18 protein-coding genes are annotated in these 16,262 nt (G+C 71.2%); 8 read left to right on the forward strand and 10 right to left on the reverse strand.

Going from position 1 to position 16,262, the window contains the following annotated elements; all coding sequences use genetic code 11:
• Nucleotides 1-54: 54 nt before the first annotated feature.
• A complete protein-coding gene (locus ACFWV3_RS36025; protein ID WP_382418177.1) occupies nt 55-1,224 on the reverse strand; it encodes a cytochrome P450 in 1,170 nt (389 codons plus the stop codon).
• Nucleotides 1,225-1,285: 61 nt separating this feature from the next.
• On the opposite strand from ACFWV3_RS36025, the gene ACFWV3_RS36030 reads away from it, so the two are divergent.
• On the forward strand, nt 1,286-1,846 hold the full coding sequence (locus ACFWV3_RS36030) for a TetR/AcrR family transcriptional regulator (RefSeq protein ID WP_382418178.1): 561 nt from the start codon (nt 1,286-1,288) through the stop codon (nt 1,844-1,846).
• A 194-nt stretch (nt 1,847-2,040) separates the two neighbouring features.
• On the opposite strand, the gene ACFWV3_RS36035 is transcribed toward ACFWV3_RS36030, so the two are convergent.
• A complete protein-coding gene (locus tag ACFWV3_RS36035) occupies nt 2,041-3,063 on the reverse strand; it encodes a methyltransferase (RefSeq protein ID WP_382418180.1) in 1,023 nt (340 codons plus the stop codon).
• A gap of 57 nt (nt 3,064-3,120) precedes the next feature.
• Nucleotides 3,121-3,879: a glucose 1-dehydrogenase gene (locus tag ACFWV3_RS36040; RefSeq protein ID WP_382418182.1), complete on the reverse strand. Its 759-nt coding sequence runs from the start codon at nt 3,877-3,879 to the stop codon at nt 3,121-3,123.
• Nucleotides 3,880-4,065: 186 nt separating this feature from the next.
• Here ACFWV3_RS36040 and ACFWV3_RS36045 point away from each other — a divergent pair, with 186 nt between their 5' ends.
• The 4 genes from ACFWV3_RS36045 to ACFWV3_RS36060 all read left to right on the forward strand — a co-directional run bounded on the left by ACFWV3_RS36045 (nt 4,066) and on the right by ACFWV3_RS36060 (nt 7,572).
• Entirely contained in the window at nt 4,066-5,049 is a 984-nt protein-coding gene (locus tag ACFWV3_RS36045) for a terpene synthase family protein (protein ID WP_382418184.1), read from the forward strand.
• On the forward strand, nt 5,046-6,371 hold the full coding sequence (locus tag ACFWV3_RS36050; RefSeq protein WP_382418186.1) for a cytochrome P450: 1,326 nt from the start codon (nt 5,046-5,048) through the stop codon (nt 6,369-6,371). The genes ACFWV3_RS36045 and ACFWV3_RS36050 overlap by 4 nt, the downstream gene beginning before the upstream one ends.
• Before the next feature lie 173 nt (nt 6,372-6,544).
• Complete coding sequence (locus ACFWV3_RS36055; RefSeq protein ID WP_382418188.1) at nt 6,545-6,727, forward strand: GNAT family N-acetyltransferase; 183 nt, start codon at nt 6,545-6,547, stop codon at nt 6,725-6,727.
• 206 nt (nt 6,728-6,933) lie between these two features.
• Nucleotides 6,934-7,572, forward strand: coding sequence for a DedA family protein (locus tag ACFWV3_RS36060; RefSeq protein ID WP_382418190.1), 639 nt, complete (start codon nt 6,934-6,936; stop codon nt 7,570-7,572).
• Between the two features lie 6 nt (nt 7,573-7,578).
• Here the strand turns inward: ACFWV3_RS36060 and ACFWV3_RS36065 are convergent, their stop codons facing one another.
• The gene (locus ACFWV3_RS36065) at nt 7,579-8,280 is read right to left on the reverse strand and encodes a FadR/GntR family transcriptional regulator (RefSeq protein ID WP_382418192.1); all 702 of its coding nucleotides are present in this window, start codon (nt 8,278-8,280) and stop codon (nt 7,579-7,581) included.
• Between the two features lie 126 nt (nt 8,281-8,406).
• On the opposite strand from ACFWV3_RS36065, the gene ACFWV3_RS36070 reads away from it, so the two are divergent.
• The 3 genes from ACFWV3_RS36070 to ACFWV3_RS36080 are packed head-to-tail and all read left to right on the forward strand — an operon-like array spanning nt 8,407 to nt 12,465.
• Nucleotides 8,407-9,723: an SLC13 family permease gene (locus ACFWV3_RS36070; protein ID WP_382418194.1), complete on the forward strand. Its 1,317-nt coding sequence runs from the start codon at nt 8,407-8,409 to the stop codon at nt 9,721-9,723.
• Entirely contained in the window at nt 9,717-11,135 is a 1,419-nt protein-coding gene (locus ACFWV3_RS36075) for an acyl-CoA synthetase (RefSeq protein WP_382418298.1), read from the forward strand. Before ACFWV3_RS36070 ends, ACFWV3_RS36075 begins: the two co-directional genes overlap by 7 nt.
• Complete coding sequence (locus tag ACFWV3_RS36080; RefSeq protein WP_382418196.1) at nt 11,119-12,465, forward strand: carboxyl transferase domain-containing protein; 1,347 nt, start codon at nt 11,119-11,121, stop codon at nt 12,463-12,465. Before ACFWV3_RS36075 ends, ACFWV3_RS36080 begins: the two co-directional genes overlap by 17 nt.
• On the opposite strand, the gene ACFWV3_RS36085 is transcribed toward ACFWV3_RS36080, so the two are convergent.
• Genes ACFWV3_RS36085 through ACFWV3_RS36110 form a run of 6 tightly spaced genes read right to left on the reverse strand, consistent with a single transcriptional unit; the run spans nt 12,447 to nt 16,213 of the window.
• Nucleotides 12,447-12,611 carry a hypothetical protein gene (locus ACFWV3_RS36085; RefSeq protein ID WP_382418198.1) on the reverse strand — a complete coding sequence of 55 codons (165 nt, stop codon included), beginning with the start codon at nt 12,609-12,611 and terminating at the stop codon, nt 12,447-12,449. The genes ACFWV3_RS36080 and ACFWV3_RS36085 overlap by 19 nt on opposite strands.
• A gap of 17 nt (nt 12,612-12,628) precedes the next feature.
• Nucleotides 12,629-12,934 carry a hypothetical protein gene (locus ACFWV3_RS36090; protein WP_382418200.1) on the reverse strand — a complete coding sequence of 102 codons (306 nt, stop codon included), beginning with the start codon at nt 12,932-12,934 and terminating at the stop codon, nt 12,629-12,631.
• The gene (locus ACFWV3_RS36095; protein ID WP_382418202.1) at nt 12,931-14,109 is read right to left on the reverse strand and encodes a cation:proton antiporter; all 1,179 of its coding nucleotides are present in this window, start codon (nt 14,107-14,109) and stop codon (nt 12,931-12,933) included. The genes ACFWV3_RS36090 and ACFWV3_RS36095 overlap by 4 nt, the downstream gene beginning before the upstream one ends.
• A gap of 5 nt (nt 14,110-14,114) precedes the next feature.
• The gene (locus tag ACFWV3_RS36100) at nt 14,115-14,588 is read right to left on the reverse strand and encodes a cation:proton antiporter regulatory subunit (protein WP_382418204.1); all 474 of its coding nucleotides are present in this window, start codon (nt 14,586-14,588) and stop codon (nt 14,115-14,117) included.
• Nucleotides 14,589-14,597: 9 nt separating this feature from the next.
• The gene (locus ACFWV3_RS36105; RefSeq protein WP_382418206.1) at nt 14,598-15,239 is read right to left on the reverse strand and encodes a response regulator; all 642 of its coding nucleotides are present in this window, start codon (nt 15,237-15,239) and stop codon (nt 14,598-14,600) included.
• On the reverse strand, nt 15,236-16,213 hold the full coding sequence (locus tag ACFWV3_RS36110; RefSeq protein ID WP_382418208.1) for a HAMP domain-containing sensor histidine kinase: 978 nt from the start codon (nt 16,211-16,213) through the stop codon (nt 15,236-15,238). Before ACFWV3_RS36110 ends, ACFWV3_RS36105 begins: the two co-directional genes overlap by 4 nt.
• Between the last annotated feature and the right edge of the window lie 49 nt (nt 16,214-16,262).

Consider the following 16,262-nt stretch of genomic DNA (forward strand, 5'->3'; position numbering starts at 1 on the left):
GGCAGAACGGTTGTCCGTTCGAGGACCACCGGACGGGGCGAGCCTCGGATCGCCTCACCAGGTCACGGGCAGCGAGCGCAGTCCGTGGATGACGCTGAAGGTCCGGAAGTCGTCCTGGTCCTCGGCCGGGGCGAGACCGGGAAAACGTCGCAGCAGGGCGGGGAACGCGATGCGCATCTCCATCCGGGCCAGCGGCGCCCCGAGGCAGTGGTGCACGCCGTGGCCGAACGCGACGTGCCCGGGAGCGCCTCGGCCGACGTCGAGCGTGCCGGGGTTCTCGACCAGGGCGGGATCGCGGTCGGCGGCCGACAGCGACGGCAGCACCAGCGACCCGGCCGGGATCGCGTGCCCGGCGATCCGCACCTCGGTGGTGGTCATCCGCGGCGCCGTCGTGTTCACGATGGACAGCCAGCGCAGCAGCTCCTCGACCGCGGGCTCGACCAGTGCGGGGTCCTCGCGGACCAGGGCCAGCTGGTCGGGGTGCCGCAGCAGGGCCAGGGTGCCCAGACCGAGCATGTTCGACGTGGTCTCGTGCCCCGCCACCAGGAGCAGCGCGGCGATGTCGACCAGTTCCGCGGTGGCGAGGTCGTCGCCGTGCTCGCGCACCAGCATGCCCACCAAGTCGTCACCGGGGTCGGCCTGCGCGCGGGCGACCAGCGTCGCCATGTAGGACCGGTTCTCCCGCCACACGGCGGTCTGTTCCTCGGGCGGCAGCGACGCGTCCAGCATGCGCACGGTCCGGTCCTGGAACTCGGCGCGGTCGGCGTAGGGCACGCCGAGCAGCTCGCAGATCACCAGCGAGGGCACCGGTAACGCGAAGTGCGCCACCAGGTCCGCCGGGCGGCCGGCCGTCTCGAGGTCGTCCAGCGCCGCGTCCACGATCTCGGTGATCCGCGGCTCCAGCCTGCGCATGCGGCGCACGGTGAACTCCGGCGTGAGCATCCGCCGCAGCCGCGTGTGGTCGGGCGGGTCGAGCGCGATCAGGCTGCCGGTCCGCTCGTCGTCCCCGCCGAGCCGGTTGAACGGCACGAGGGCGTTGCTGAACCGGGTCCCGTCCGCGAGCACCTCGCGCACGTCCTCGTAGCGGCAGATCAGGTAGGCGGGCAGGCCGAACGGCGTCGTGATTGGCACGACCCCTTCGTCGTCACGGACCCGTGCGAGCTCCTCGACGGGGTCGAACCCGTGGCGCCGGATCTGCAGCGGTACTTCCATCGCTTCCGTCATGAGACCAACGTACTCCATCGTGAGACACGCGTGTCTCACGATGGAGAGGTAACCTGACCCGGTGGTGAGATCGGAAGCGGGGATGCAGCGGACGCGCACGGCGATCCTCGACGCCGCCACCCGGCTGCTGAGCCGCCGCCCGGACGCGGCGATCGCGGAGATCGCCGAGGAGGCGGGCGTCGGCAGGGCCACGCTGTACCGGCACTTCCCGACCCGCGAGTCGCTGCGGCAGGGCGTGGGCGAGGCGGGGATCGCCGAGATCGCCAAGGCGTTCGAGGCCGCGGCCCTCGACGACCTTCCCGCCGACCGGGCGATCGCCAGGATCACGGCCGTGGTCATGCGCAACGGCGCCCAGTACGCGGCCGTGATCAGCCAGGTCGACGCGACCCACTCCGACCCGGCCGACATCGACCGCGTGACCCGCCCGCTGCGCGAGGTCGTCGACCGCGCCGTCCGCGACGGGGTGCTGCGGGACGACCTGCGCGGCGAGGCCGTGTTCGAGATGTTCACCGCGATCCTCGAACGGGCGCTCTACCTGACCATCGGCGACCGGATGACACCGGAGGAAGCCACCGAGGCCGCACTGGCGATCTTTCTCGACGGCGCGCGGAAGCCCGCCTAGAGCTTTTCGGGCCAGCGCACAGTTCTTGTCTGATCCGTGCACCTGCGGAGAAGTCCTGTCGACCTGCACCGAGGCCCCCGCTATGGTCGGCTTCGAGAGCCTGAAGCCCTGTGCGACAGAGGCTTCGGCGGCGCGGAACTTGTCGATCACCGCGAGGTGCCCGGTGTCTTCCAGTCCCCAGAACGCGGACGTGCCTACCGCGCGGCGAGCGTGGCCTCCACGAACGAGAACGGGGTCGCGGTCTCCACGATGCGGTCGAGAGCGAACCCGTTGCGCTCGAGCAGGACCTGCCACTCGCATGCGGTGCGCTCCCGTCCGTTCAGCACGGCGAGCATGGTCAGGTCCAGGATCGCCTCGAAGACGGGAATCTCCCCCTCCGGCAGCACCGTCTCGAGGAGCACGACTCGGGCTCCGCCGGGCGCCGCCGCCGCGATGGTGGCCAGGATTCGGCCCGCGGAGTCGTCGTCCCAGTTGTGCAGCACCACGGACAGGAAGTAGACGTCGCCCGCCGGCACCTCGTCGAAGAAGTCCCCCGCGACCAGGTCCACCCGGTCCGCGACCGCTGAGGCCGCGTGCTCGTCGCGGGCCGCGGCGATCACGTCCGGCAGGTCGAGCACGACACCCCGCCGGTCCGGCTCGTGCGCGAGGAGGTGGCCGAGCACGCTGCCGTCCGCGCCCCCGACGTCGACGACCACGTCACCGGGCGGGAGGCGGTAACCGGCGAAGAACGCCTCGTCCCGCCCTCCCGCGCCCGCCGCCATGGCGCGGTTCTGCAGCTCGACCAGGTGCGGAGACTTGTTCACCCAGTCGAAGAAGGGCATGCCGAGGTGGTGCTGTGCCGCGTTCTCCCCCGTTCTCGCCGTGTGCAGGAGATCCGTGAACGGCAGGTAGTGGGTCTGCATGAAGTACCGGGCGATGTCGCGCATGGAACCGGGTGCGCCATCGGCGAGCGTCAGGCCCAGCGGGGTGGCCCGGACGGAGTCACCGTCCACTTGGAACACTCCTGCCGACGCGAGGAACCGGATGATGCGACGGAGTGCGTCCGGGTCGCACCCCACCCTCTCGGCCAGCTCCGCGCACGGGAGCGGCCCGTCGGCCAGTGCGGTCGCCACGCCCAGCTCGGCGACGACGTACAGTGCCTGGGAGACTTGGAACCCGGTCACCATGGCCATCATCCGCAGCGCGGGCGGGACCGGCTGGTCGTTCTTCTCGTCCATGAAAGCCGCCTCCTGAGGTCGGGGGAACTTCGGCGTGAGGGCGAGGGGCTCAGCGGGTCAGCCCGCGACGAGGCCCCCGTCGACGGCGAGCGGGTGTCCCGTGACGAACGAGGAGGCGTCGGAGCACAACCAGGCCACGGCCTCGGCGACCTCGGCGGTCTCGGCCAGCCTGCCGAACGGGTGCATGCCCTCCGCGAACTCGTTCGTGACGATGCCGTCCCGCAGCAGGGCGTCCAGCATGGGAGTCCGCACGACTCCCGGGCACACCGCGTTCACGCGAATGCCCTTCTTCGCGTACTCCAGGGCGGCCGCACGCGTGAGGCCCACCACTCCGTGCTTGGCCGCGACGTAGGCGGACAGTCCTTGGTCGACGCCGACGAGCCCCGCAGCGGAGGAGACGTTGACGATGGCACCCGACCCCTGCTCGTTCATCCGGGCGAGCTCGTACTTCATGCACAGGCGCACCGCGGTGAGGTTGACCGCGAGAACGGCGGCCCAGTTGTCGTCCGACGAAAGGTGCAACAAGGACCTCTCCCCGTCGATCCCGGCATTGTTGACGGCGCAGTCCAGCCGGCCGTACCGCTCCACCGCAAGACGAACGGCAGCGTCCACTTCGGCGGCACGGGTGACGTCCGCTCGGACGAAGCAGCATTCACCCCCGCGGGCGTTGATGCTCCTCGCGAGCTCTTCTCCTTGTGCCTCTTGCACATCGACGACCACCACAGCCGCACCTTGATCGGCGCACAGCTCGGCGATCGCCGCTCCGATCCCCTGCGCTGCTCCCGTGACGAGCACCGACTTACCCGCGAGCGTCATTCGGCCACTCCTGAAATGGAGTCAGTAAATTCTTCTGCCGCAACAGGTTCTGCGGTTGCGGTCACCGTAGCGCGTGCCCATCCCCAGTGGTAGACAGGAGAAGCGGCGCAGTTCATCACATCCGGCCAGATGAGACGGACACTTTGGATGACGGCAACCGATCGTTCTGAGCTCCTGATGGTGGACATGTGGTATCCCCGAACGTGGGACGTCCCTCCCGACCCCGACCTGCTGACCGCGGTGGGCGGCCGAGTGCGTGACTGGGCGTGTGGCGCAACGCTGATGCCGAGCGGTCATCCGGCAGGGCAGCTGCGTCCGTTGACCCACGCCGAGCGTTTCGCCTGCCACTCCTACCCGCGTGGCCGGCCGGAACGACTGCTCACCATCGCGAAACTCCTCACGCTGTGGACGATGGACGACGACATCGGCGAACAGTGGGGCATCTCCGAACACCACACCGCCGCCGTGTTCGCGGCTCTGCGCGGCGACACCCCGGCGACCACCGACCCCTACTTCCAGGAGTGGCGGAAGCTGGGCGATGAGCTGCGGGACAGCGGGATGAGCGAACGCTGGTTCCGGCGCTTCCTGGGCAATCTGAACACCTGGTACGACAACGCCCGGCTACCGGAGCGCGGACGGCGGGAGTCCTATGAGGACTACGTGCGGCGCCGGCCGGACGGCACGGGAGCCGCGGCCTGGCTGGACCTCCTGGAGTTCGTGCACCATAAGGAACTCAGCCCCGAGCAGCACACGACCTCGTACGTCCGCAACGCCTACGTCTTCGCGAAGCACGACTACATGGTGGCGTTCAACGACGTCACCTCGGTCGCGAGGGACGAGCGGCGCGGCGTGCCGAACCTCTGCTCGCTGATCGCCGACAAGCGTTCCACCACAAGGGTTTCCGCAGCGCGAGAACTCGCCGCGATGCACCTGTCGATCGTGCGCCGGCGGTTGGCCGACCTGGACCGAGCCCGTGCGCACCGGCCCGACCTGACGTGGTGGCAGGAACTGGCCTGCGCGCACCACCTCGGGATGGCTCGCGCGCACGTGCCCGACGAGACGCGGTACGGCGAGGTGCAGGAGCTGGAGGACTCGTCGTTCCAAGTCAGAGTGGTCGTCGGTGAGGACGCGGCGGCCCCGAACCTTCTCGAGGACGGGTTACCGAGATGACGTCTGACGTTGCCACCGCGCCCGGCGATCTCCCGCTCGTCGGGCACGCCCTGCGCCTGTTGCGGCCGTGGTCCTTGCTGCACTCGTTGCGCGCTCACGGCGACCTCGTGCGGTTGAAGGTCGGAACGCTGCCGATCTACGTCGTGTGCGCCCCGCACCTCGTGCAGGAGATGCTCGTCCACGACGACGTGTACGACCGCGGCGGCGCGGTGTTCGACCAGGTCCGCACCGTCATGGGCGACGGCCTGATCACGTGCGCGCACGCCAGGCACCGGCGCAACCGCCGTCTCGTTCAGCCGGTGTTCGCCCGCTCCCGCATGCCGGGCTACTCGCGGCTGATGGTCGCCCACAGCGCGCCGTTGATCAGCTCATGGCAGGACGGTCAGGTCCTCGACGCCCGCACCGCCCTGCACGCGATCATCCGCCGGCAGACCACGGCGACGTTGTTCTCCTCCCGGATCAGCCCTGAGCAGTTCGAGCAGCTGCAGGAGGACGTCTCGACCATCGCGACGGGATGGCTGAGGCAGCTGATCACCCCGGCCCGGCTGCGCCGCTTCACCGTCGGCGCGGAGTGGAAGCGCGCGTCCAGCCGCGTGCACCAGGCCATCGAGGACTCCGTCACCCTGGCGGGCAAGCCGTCCTGCCCGGTCGCCCACGCCGAGCAGGACGTGCCCGAACTGCTGCTGGCCGCCAGGGACGCCGACGGCAGCGGCCTCGGCCCCGAGCAGATCCACGACGAGCTCATCAGCATGTACCTCGCCGGCGTCGAGAGCTCCTCGACGGTGCTGTCCTGGACCGTCGACCTGCTCGCACACCACCCGGAGATCCAGCGCCGAGCCGCCGAGGAGGCCGACCGCGTCCTGGGCGACCGCGACCCCACCGGCGAGGACGTCGACCGGATGCCGTACATCACCCACGTCCTCCACGAGTCGCTCCGCGTGCACCCGCCGACCTGGCTGCTGACCCGCGTCACCACCCGGGATACCACGCTCGGCGGACACCACCTGCCCGCCGGGACGAACGTGGCCTACAGCGCCTACCAGCTCGGCCGCGACCCCGCCGTCTTCCCCGACCCCACCCGGTTCGACCCCGACCGGTGGGCAGCGGAGTCGTTCCCCCGCGGCGCTTTCGTGCCGTGGGGCGGTGGGCCCCGGCTCTGCATCGGCATGCAGTTCTCCCTCGCGGAGATGGTCATCGTGCTGAGCCAGGTGCTGCGGACCTGGCGGTGGACGGCGGTCGGTGAGCCGGCGCGGGCGCGGATCTCGATGCTGCACATGCCGAAGGCGGTCCGGGTCCGGCTGGAGAGGAGGGTCGGATCATGACTCCTCCAGTTCCTGCGGTGGTCCGACGGACCGGCAGTGGTGTGTTGCGGAAGCGCCGCGCCGGACGGCGTTCGTGGCCGAGGTAGACGGCCACGCCGTGGGGATGGTGAACCTCGCCCTGTTCGAGCGGATGCCGAAGCCGGGCCGGCCGGCCGTACCTGGGCAACGCGTTCGTGCTCGCCGCCCACCGCGAACGCGGCATCGGCACTGCCCTGCTCGACGCGGCCGTCGCGCACGCACGGGCCCGCAGCTGCGCCCGGATCGTCCTTTCACCCAGCGAACGCTCGGTGCCCTTCTACCGGCGGGCCGGCTTCGGTCCGGCCACCATGCTCCTCGCCAGGGTCCTCGACGACTGAACACCGGCGCCCCGGTGAGGCGATCGGGTGAACCGCCTCATCCGCAACCTGCACTTCACCGGCTGGCTGCTCGCAGACGCCACAGTGGACTCGGCGCACGGTCTCCGGCGCTCTCGTTGGTCCGCACCGCAGAAAGCAGACCCGCATGAGCCTCCCCACCGCCCTCCTCCCACCCTCCCCGGCGACTCCGAGCAAGGCTTGACGCCGTGTTCACCGACTGGGTGGACACGGTGGCGAAGCTGCCCCCGCACACGCTGCTGCTCGTCGCGGCGCTCCTGATGTTCGTCGAGACCGCGGTGCTGATCGGCTTCGCGGTCCCGGCCGAGAGCACCCTGCTCGTCGTGGGACTCCTCGGCTACCAAGGTGTGCTGCCGCTGACGCTTTCCCTGCCGGTGTGCGTGGCGGCGGGGATCGCCGGTGACCAGGTGGCGTACTGGACGGGACGGACCCTCCACACGAGGAGGACGGTCCGCGCCTCCAGCCGGGCGGCGCGCTATCTCGACCGCGCCGAGTCGTTGCTGCGCGGACGGGGCGGTCCCGCCGTGTTCTTCGCGCGCTGGATTCCGTTCGTGCGCACCTGCATGCCCCTGTCGGCGGGCGCGTCCGGCCTTCCCGCCCCGGTGTTCACGGCCTACTCGGCGGCGGGCGTGGTGACCTGGATGTCCACCAACGTCCTGGTCGGCTACGCCGCCGGCGGGTCGCTCGCCGCGGCGAGCAGGTGGGCAGGGCGCGGGGCCGCCATCGCGTGCTTCGTGGTCGCGGCCGGGGTGGTCGTCCTGATCGTCCGCCGGCGCGTCAGACGGTCCGACCGTCAGCAGGACGACCTGTCCGAGCTGAAGTCTTGATCTTCGTCAGTCTTCCGGCACCCAGGTGAGCAGGCGCACCTTCGCGACGGTGCGCACGTGCTTGCGCATCGCCGCGGCGGCCTTCTTGCCGTCGCCCGCGGCGATCGCCTCGTAGATCGCGGTGTGCTGCGCCAGCGAACGGGACGGACGCCCCGGCTGGCGCAGCGACTCCGTGCGGCTCTCGGTGATCTGGGTGGCGATCGTCTTCATGAAGTCCGCGAGCAGCGAGCTGTGCGCGGCGGCGGTGACGGCGGCGTGGAAACGGCGGTCCCCCTCCACGCCGTTGTCGCCGTTCGCGATCTCCTCGCGCATGAAGACGAGCGCCTGCTCGATGTCCTCCAGCTCGGCGTCGGTGCGGCGTTCGGCGGCCAGCTCGGCGAGCTTGGTCTCCAGCGCCTCGCGGGCCTCCAGGACCTCCGGGAGCCGCTTGCGGCGTTCGACGAGCTGCTCGACCGGTTCGACGTCGAGGGTGTCGCGCACGAGGTAGGTGCCGCCGCCGTGACGTGCCTCGACGAGGCCCTGGACCTCCAGCACCACGATCGCCTGCTTGACCGACGCGCGGCTCACGCCCAGGCTCGCCGCGAGGTCGCGCTCGGCGGGCAGCTTGTCCCCTGCCTTCAGCCCGGCCTCGCTCACGTGTGCGCGCAGGCGTTCGAGCACCTGCTCGTACAGGCGTGACTTGACCATGGGCCGCAGTGCCTCGGACATCTGCCCAGGATATCCGGCCGAGTGGCTCAGCCACTAGGCCACCTCTTGACAGCGGGTGGAAGCTGGGCGGAAAGTGGCTGAGCCACTCGGCCACTATCCGGACAGCCCCAACGACGGGAGCCCTGCATGTCCGCCGAACTGATCTCGATACTCGTGCTGGTCGTGGTGTTCGTCATCGCCACGACGCGGTCGATCAACATGGGAGCGCTGGCGTTCGCCGCGGCCTTCGGGGTCGGCACGCTGGTCGCGGACATGAAGACCGACGACATCTTCAAGGGGTTCCCCGGGTCGCTCTTCGTCGTGCTGGTCGGGGTGACGTTCCTGTTCGCCATCGCGCGGGCCAACGGCACCACCGACTGGCTCGTGCACGTCGCGATCCGGCTGGTCGGCGGGCGGATCGCGCTGATGCCGTGGGTGATGTTCGCGATCACCGGCGTGCTGACGGCGATCGGCGCGGTCAGCCCGGCGGCGGTGGCGATCGTGGCGCCGATCGCGATGGGGTTCGCGGCCAAGTACAAGATCAACCCGCTGCTGATGGGCGTCATGGTCGTGCACGGCGCCCAGGCCGGCGGGTTCTCCCCCATCAGCATCTACGGGACGATCGTCAACGGCATCGTGGCGAAGGAGGGGCTGCCGGGCGGCGAGATCGTGCTGTTCCTGGCGAGCCTCGTGGTCAACCTGGTGATCGCCGCCGTGGTGTTCGTGGTGCTGGGCGGGATGAAGCTGGCCCGACACCCGCTGAACGCCCAGACCGCCGACGAGGACGTCGAGGTCAGCGGTGCCGGCGGTGGTGCTGACGGTGGTGGCGGTGGTGCGGACACCAAGGTGGTCGAGGAGCGGCTCACCCTGACCACGCCGCGCATCGCCACCCTCGCCGGACTGGTCGCGCTCGTCGTGGCGGCGCTCGTGTTCGACCTCGACGTCGGCCTCGCCGCGATCACGGTCGCCGTGCTGCTCAGCGTGGTGTGGCCGGAGACGTCCAAGCAGGCCATCACCCAGATCACCTGGCCGACCGTGCTGCTGATCTGCGGCATCCTCACCTACGTCGCGGTGCTGCAGACGATGGGCACGATCAAGTGGGCCGGCGACTCGGTCGCCGGGGTCGGCACTCCCCTGCTCGCCGCGCTGCTGATCTGCTACATCGGCGCGATCGTGTCGGCGTTCGCCTCGTCGGTCGGCATCATGGGCGCGCTCATCCCGCTGGCCGTGCCGTTCCTGCTGCAGGGCGAGGTCAGCTCGGTCGGGTTGATCGCGGCTCTGGCGGTGTCGGCGACGGTGGTCGACGTGAGCCCGTTCTCCACCAACGGCGCCCTGGTGCTCGCCGGCGCCCAGGACGTCGACCGCGACCGGTTCTTCAAGCAGCTCATGGTCTACGGCGGGATCATGGTGGCGGCAGCGCCGCCGCTGGTGTGGCTCGTCCTCGTCGTCCCGGGAATCTGGTGAGTCCATTGTTCACACTGCAGTCCGACCGCGTCGCACTCCGCTTCGGCGACCGCGCCCTGACCCACGCCGAGCTGGCCGCCTGCGCCGGAACCCTGGCGCGGCAGCTCGCCGGGTCGCCCAGGGTGGCGATCTGGGCCACGCCGACGATCGAGACGTGCGTGGCGGTCGTCGCGGCGCTGCTCGCCGGGGTGCCCGCGGTGCCGCTCAACCCCAAGGTCGGTGAACGGGAGCTCGCGCACATCGTGGCGGACAGCGCGCCCGCCTCGGTCCTCGCGGCGCCGGGGGTGGCGCTGCCCGCGGGCCTGGACTCGGTGCCGCGCCGGGACGTGACGCTCGACGGCGACCCCGTCGAGCTGCCGGCCGAGCCCGGTCCCGAGGCGCCGGCGCTGATCGTCTACACGTCGGGCACCACCGGGTCGCCGAAGGGCGTGGTGCTGCCGCGGCGGGCGATCCTGTCCACTTTGGACTCGGTGGCCGAGGCGTGGGAGTGGACCGCGGACGACGTGCTGGTGCACGCGCTGCCGTTGTTCCACGTGCACGGGCTGATCCTCGGGGTGCTGGGTCCGCTGCGGCTCGCCGGAACCCTGCACCACCTCGGGAAGTTCTCGACCGACCAGGTCACGCGGGCGCTGGACGCCGACGGCACGATGATGTTCGGCGTGCCGACGATGTACCACCGCATCGCGGAGGAGGTCGGTGGAGACGCGGAGCTCGCGGCCGCGTTGAAGCAGGCCCGGTTGCTGGTGTCCGGGTCGGCCGCCCTGCCGGTGCGCGACCACGAGCGGATCGCGGCCGCCACCGGGCAGCGGGTCGTCGAGCGGTACGGCATGACCGAGACGCTGATGAACACCAGCGTGCGCGCGTCCGGCGACCGGCGGCCCGGAGCGGTCGGTCTGCCGCTGCCCGGCGTCGAGGTGCGGCTCGTCGACGACCACGGCGCGGTGCTGGACGAGACCGGTGCGGTGGGCGAGATCCAGGTGCGCGGGCAGAACCTGTTCACCGAGTATCTGAACCGGCCCGACGCGACCGCGGAGGCGTTCGCGGACGGCTGGTTCCGCACCGGCGACGTGGGCACGCGCGACGACGACGGCTACTACCGGATCGTCGGGCGCAAGGCCACGGACATCATCAAGAGCGGTGGCTACAAGATCGGCGCCGGGGAGATCGAGAACGCGCTGCTGGAGCACCCGGCGGTGAAGGAGGTCGCGGTCACCGGCGAACCCGACGACGACCTCGGCGAACGGATCGTCGCCTGGGTCGTGCCGTCCGGCGACGCCCCGGACGCCGGTGAGCTGTCCGACCACGTGGCGCGGTTGCTGACGCCGCACAAGCGCCCGCGCCGGGTGCGGTTCGTGGAGTCGTTGCCGCGCAACGACATGGGCAAGGTGATGAAGCGTGCCCTCGGGACGTGAGCCCGCCCGCGCGCTGATCGGGAAGGTCGCGGCGGAGTTCGCGGAACTGCCGGACGACACCGGACCGTGCGGCACCGACGGGCCGCTCGGGTGGCCCGGCTACGACGACGCACTCGCGTCCGCCGCCGCCCAGACCGGCGAACGCGAGTCCGTCGTCTGCGGTGTCGCGGAGATCGGCGGCGTCACGGCCGTGCTCGTGGCGTTCGAGTTCGGGTTCCTCGGCGGCTCGCTGGGAACCCGGACCGGCGCCCGCGTCGAGCAGGCGTTCACGAAGGCCCGCGAGCTGCGGGTCCCGGTCGTCTCCCTGGTCGCGACCGGCGGCAGCCGCATGCAGGAGGGCACGCCCGCCCTGATGCAGCTCCCCCGGATCGCCCGGCAGCTCACGCTGCACCGCGAGGCCGGGCTCGCGCACGTCGCCGTGCTGCGCGACCCGACGACCGGCGGCGGCTGGGCGACGCTCGGCGCGGGCGCCGACGTCGTGCTGGGCCTGCGCGGTGCCCAGGTGGGGTTCGCCGGGTCGCGGGTGCGGCCGCCGGGCTACTCGGTGTCGCAGCAGTTCGCGGCCGGTCTGGTCGACCAGCTGATGCCGGCGGAGGAGCTGCGCCCGCGGCTGGAGCGGTGGCTGCGACTGCTCACCACACCGGCTCGGGACGCCGCTCCCGTGCCGTCCGCACTGGGCGCCACGACGGTGCCGGACACCGGCTGGGACGCCGTGCAGCGTGCCCGCACCACGCTCCGCCCGCACGCGAAGGACTACCTGGCGGCCTACTTCGAGTGGCACGAGCCGATCAACGGCGACCGCGCCGGTGGCGTCGATCCCGGTGTGCTGTGCGGGTTCGGGCACCGCGACGGGGTCACGTTCGCCTACGCGGCGCAGTGCGGCACGGCCACCCGACCGGCCGGGTTCCGGACCGCGGCGCGGCTCGTCCGGCTCGCCGACCGGCTCGGCGTGCCGGTGCTCACGCTCGTCGACACGCCGGGTGCGGCCAATGACGTGGCGGCGGAGAAGGCGGGCGTGGGGGCGGCCATCGCGGACATGTTCACGGCGATCGCCGCGGCGCGGGTGCCCGTCACGACGTTGCTGATCGGGGAGGGCGGATCCGGTGGCGCGCTGGCGTTCGCCTCGCCGGAGCGGATGTGGGTGACGCCGGACAGCTACCTCGCGGTGATCTCACCCGAGCTGGCGGCGGCGATCCTGAAGCGCGACCCGTCGCAGGCGCGGCGGACGGCCGACCAGCTGCGGTTGCGGCCGCAGGACCTGGTCGAGCTGGGCGTCGCGCGCGGCTTCGCCCGGCTCGACCGGCCCGCGGATCAGGCCACCACCAGGTAGGTGAAGGCCAGCATCGAGCTGGGGACGCACAGCGTGACCAGCCCGACGACGCCGTAGAACGGGTCCTTCCTGGTCACCATCCCCACGAACGCTCCGATCGCGAACAGGACGGACGCGACGAGCAACACGGCAGCAACGATCGACATCGGTGGTTTTCCTCAGGTCAAAGGGAGTTGCGGGGAGTCGGGGCGGCCGCGAACGGCGGTGCCCGGCTCGACCGGTGACCCGAGGTCGTTCCCTCGACGCTGACGGCCCCCGCCACGACGGCGAGCGCCGGTGTGCACGGCGGGCGCGGGACGCTCGCACCGCTCACCAACGCCCAGCAGGCGTCCGGCGAGCCCGTCGTGTGCACGTGGACGGCCGAGACCGGGGCGTTGAGCCCCGATCCCGGCTGGTCGGCCGCGGTGTCGCGCGCGCTCGTGCCGACGAACGCCAGCAGCAGGGCCAGCAGGAGTGCCGGCCACCTCACTGCGCGGCAGCCTCCTTGCGGCGCAGGAAGAACTCGCCGACCGGTTCGACGTAGCGGGCGGCGATGGGACCGATGATCGCCATCAGCAGCACGTACGCGGTGGCGAGCGCGGCCAGTTGCTCGCTCACGTGACCGGACGCGACGGCGAGCCCGGCGATGACGATCGAGAACTCGCCGCGGGCGACGAGCGCGGCACCCGTGCGGGCCCTGCCCATCTTCCCGATGCCCTGGCGGCGGGCGGCCCACCAGCCCGTCGCGACCTTCGTCAGCGTGGTGATCACCGCGAGCAGCACCGCCATGCCGAGCACGGGCGGGATCGTGCGCGGGTCGGTGTTGAGGCCGAAGACGACGAAGAACATCGCGGCGAACAGGTCTCGCAGCGGTTCGAGCAGGCGGGTCGCGTTCTCGGCGGTGGAGCCGGAGATCGCGATGCCCAGGAGGAACGCGCCGACGGCGGCGGACACCTGCAGCTCCGAGGCGATGCCCGCGACGAGGAGCGCGGAGCCCAGGAGCTTGAGCAGGAACACCTCGTGGTCGGGGCTGTCGACGATCGCCGAGATCACCCGGCCGTACTTGAGCGCCACCACCAGGACCACGGTGATCGCGAGCAGCGAGATGCCGACGGACGTGAGGCCGCCGAGGAAGCTGACGCCCGCGAGCACCGCCGTGAGGACCGGCAGGTAGACGGCCATCGCGAGGTCCTCGAACACCAGCACCGAGAGGATCACCGGTGTCTCGCGGTTGCCGAGGCGGCCGAGGTCGCCGAGGACCTTCGCGATGATGCCGGACGACGAGATGTAGGTGACGCCGGCCATCGCGAGCGCGCCGACCGGTCCCCAGCCGAGCAGCAGCGCGACGATGGCACCGGGCGCGGCGTTGAGCACGATGTCGAGGACGCCCGCCATCCACGACTTCTTCAAGCCCGTCGTGAGCTCGGACGCCGAGTATTCGAGGCCCAGCAGGAGGAGCAGCAGCACCACGCCGATCTCGCTGGCGAGGTGGGCGAACTCCTCGATGCCGTGCAACGGGATGAGCCCGCCGGAGCCGAACGCGAGCCCGCCGACGAGGTAGAGGGGGATCGGCGAGATGCCGAATCTCCAGGCGAGGCGGCCGAGCAGACCGAGTCCGAAGAAGACCGCACCGAGCTGGATCAGCGCGATCGTGGTGTCGTGCACGTTGCTCAGCCGCCCGTCAGGATGTCCGCGGCGGCATCGAGCCCCTCCGCGGTGCCGACGACGACCGCGAGATCGCCGTTCTCGAACAGGAAGTCGGGACCCGGCGACGGATGCGCGTTGCCCGCCCGCACGACGGCCACTATGGACGCGCCGGTCCGGGTGCGCAGCCCGGTGTCGCCGAGGGTGCGGCTCGCGAACGCGGTGACCGGCAGCTGGCGGGTCGAGATCCCGGCGATGTCGCGGTGCTGCTTGTCGAGCTGCGTCACGAGCTGCGGCGCGCCGAGCAACCCGGCCAGCGTCCCCGCCTCCTCCGGCGCGAGCGGGATCGACGCCGCGGTGGCGTCTGGATCGTCCTGTTTGGACAGGATGAGCTCGAACTTCCCGTCGCGGTAGGTGATCACGCCGATCCGGCGGCCGGAGCGGATGGAGAAGTCCTGCCTGACCCCTATGCCGGGCAGGGGCGTCACTTCGACGTTCACTCGAGTTTCCTAGGGTTCGATGAGCCCGGCGCGGATCGCGTACCGGGTGAGCTCGAGGCGGTCCTTGAGCCCGAGTTTCTGCAGCAGGTTGGCCCGGTGCCGCTCGACGGTCTTGACGCTGATCACCAGCAGGTCGGCGATCTCCTTGGACGAGTGGCCCTCCGCGACCAGCTTGAGGATCTCCTCCTCGCGGTCGGTGATCGTCCGCGGCGGCAGCCCCTCCTTTGCCCGGTCCAGGTAGTTGCGGATCAGCGAGCTCACCGCGCCGGGGTAGAGGAACGGCTCGCCGCGCATGGCCGACCGGCACGCCTCGACGAGGTCGCGGTCGGCCACCGACTTGAGCACGTACCCGGAGGCGCCCGCCTTGAGCGCCTCGAAGAAGTACTGCTCGTTGTCGTACATGGTGAGCATGAGGATGCGGAGGTCCGGCTGGATCCGGGACAGCTCGCGGGCGGCCTGCAACCCGGTCAGCCGGGGCATGGCGATGTCGAGGATCGCGAGGTCGGGCTGGTCGGCCTTGGCCCTGGTGATCGCCTCCGCGCCGTCGCCGGCCTCGGCCACGACCTCCAGGTCCGGTTCGTTGTCGAGGATCAGCCGGACGCCGCGCCGCACGAGCGCGTGGTCGTCGGCCAGCAGGATGCGCACGGTCATTCGGCCGCCTTCACCACGAGGCGCACCTCGGTGCCCCTCGGCTGGGCGGGCCCCACCGCCAACTCGGCGCCGACCAGCAGCGCCCGTTCCCGCATCCCCCGGATCCCCGCGCCCTCCTGGCTGGCACCGATCCCCCGCCCGTCGTCCTGGAGCCGCAGCTCGACGTGCGACGTCCGCGACTTGAGGCTGAGCTCGACCTTCCCGGCGTCGGCGTGCCGGACCGTGTTCGTGAGCCCCTCCTGCGCCACCCGGTAGACCACCAGCTCGGTCTCGGCGTCGAGCTTCGGCAGGTTCTTGTCGAACGACCGCTTCACCGTCAGGTCGGTCTGCGTGGTGATCTCCGTGGTCAACGACTTCAGCGCGCTCACCAGCCCGAGCTCCTCCAGCACCCCCGGCCGCAGCCGCCGCGCGATCCTGCGGATCTCGTCGAGCGTGCTGCGCGTGGTCTCCTGCACCTGCACCAGTTCCTCGCACACCTCGGGCGGCGACTGGTCGGCCACCCGCTTGAGCCCCAGCAACACCGCCGTCAACGACTGCCCCACCTCGTCGTGCAGCTCCTGCGCCACCCGCCGCCGCTCGGACTCCTGGGCCGACAGCGCGATGGCCGAGCTGTACCCGCGCTCGGCCTCCAGCCGGTCGATCATGCTGTTGAACGTGGTGATCAGCTCCGCGATCTCCCCGTGCCCCCTGGCCTGCAACCTCGGTCCCGGTTTGAGCAGGTCGATGGTGGTCATGGCCCTGGTCAGCCTGCCGAGCGGCGCCAGCCCCACCCGGATCAGCAGGGCGTTGGCGATGAGCATCACCGCCAGCCCGGCCGCCAGCACCAGCACCTCCCTGAGCAGCGCCGGCGTCGACACCGTCGCGGGCCCGAACACGAGCACGGCGGCCGCCGCCACCAGGACCAGGGCGTTGAGCAGGAAGATCCGCCCGAACAACGACACGCGCGCCGCCTTTCCGTGATCACTTCCCGCCACGCCTGCGAGGCTGACTGGCGAGGGCGCCACGTGTCCATCCGTGGCAACA

Source organism: Lentzea sp. NPDC059081, from assembly GCF_042738015.1.
In the GTDB taxonomy this organism is placed as follows: Bacteria; Actinomycetota; Actinomycetes; order Mycobacteriales; family Pseudonocardiaceae; genus Lentzea.

Bases quoted from the DNA above. Each gene is read 5' to 3' on its own strand.
- ACFWV3_RS36065 (WP_382418192.1), bottom strand. From the start codon at position 8,280: ATGTCCGAGGCACTGCGGCCCATGGTCAAGTCACGCCTGTACGAGCAG.
- ACFWV3_RS36050 (WP_382418186.1), top strand. From the start codon at position 5,046: ATGACGTCTGACGTTGCCACCGCGCCCGGCGATCTCCCGCTCGTCGGG.
- ACFWV3_RS36045 (WP_382418184.1), top strand. From the start codon at position 4,066: ATGTGGTATCCCCGAACGTGGGACGTCCCTCCCGACCCCGACCTGCTG.
- ACFWV3_RS36105 (WP_382418206.1), bottom strand. From the start codon at position 15,239: ATGACCGTGCGCATCCTGCTGGCCGACGACCACGCGCTCGTGCGGCGC.
- ACFWV3_RS36070 (WP_382418194.1), top strand. From the start codon at position 8,407: ATGTCCGCCGAACTGATCTCGATACTCGTGCTGGTCGTGGTGTTCGTC.
- ACFWV3_RS36035 (WP_382418180.1), bottom strand. From the start codon at position 3,063: ATGGACGAGAAGAACGACCAGCCGGTCCCGCCCGCGCTGCGGATGATG.
- ACFWV3_RS36040 (WP_382418182.1), bottom strand. From the start codon at position 3,879: ATGACGCTCGCGGGTAAGTCGGTGCTCGTCACGGGAGCAGCGCAGGGG.
- ACFWV3_RS36025 (WP_382418177.1), bottom strand. From the start codon at position 1,224: ATGACGGAAGCGATGGAAGTACCGCTGCAGATCCGGCGCCACGGGTTC.
- ACFWV3_RS36085 (WP_382418198.1), bottom strand. From the start codon at position 12,611: ATGTCGATCGTTGCTGCCGTGTTGCTCGTCGCGTCCGTCCTGTTCGCG.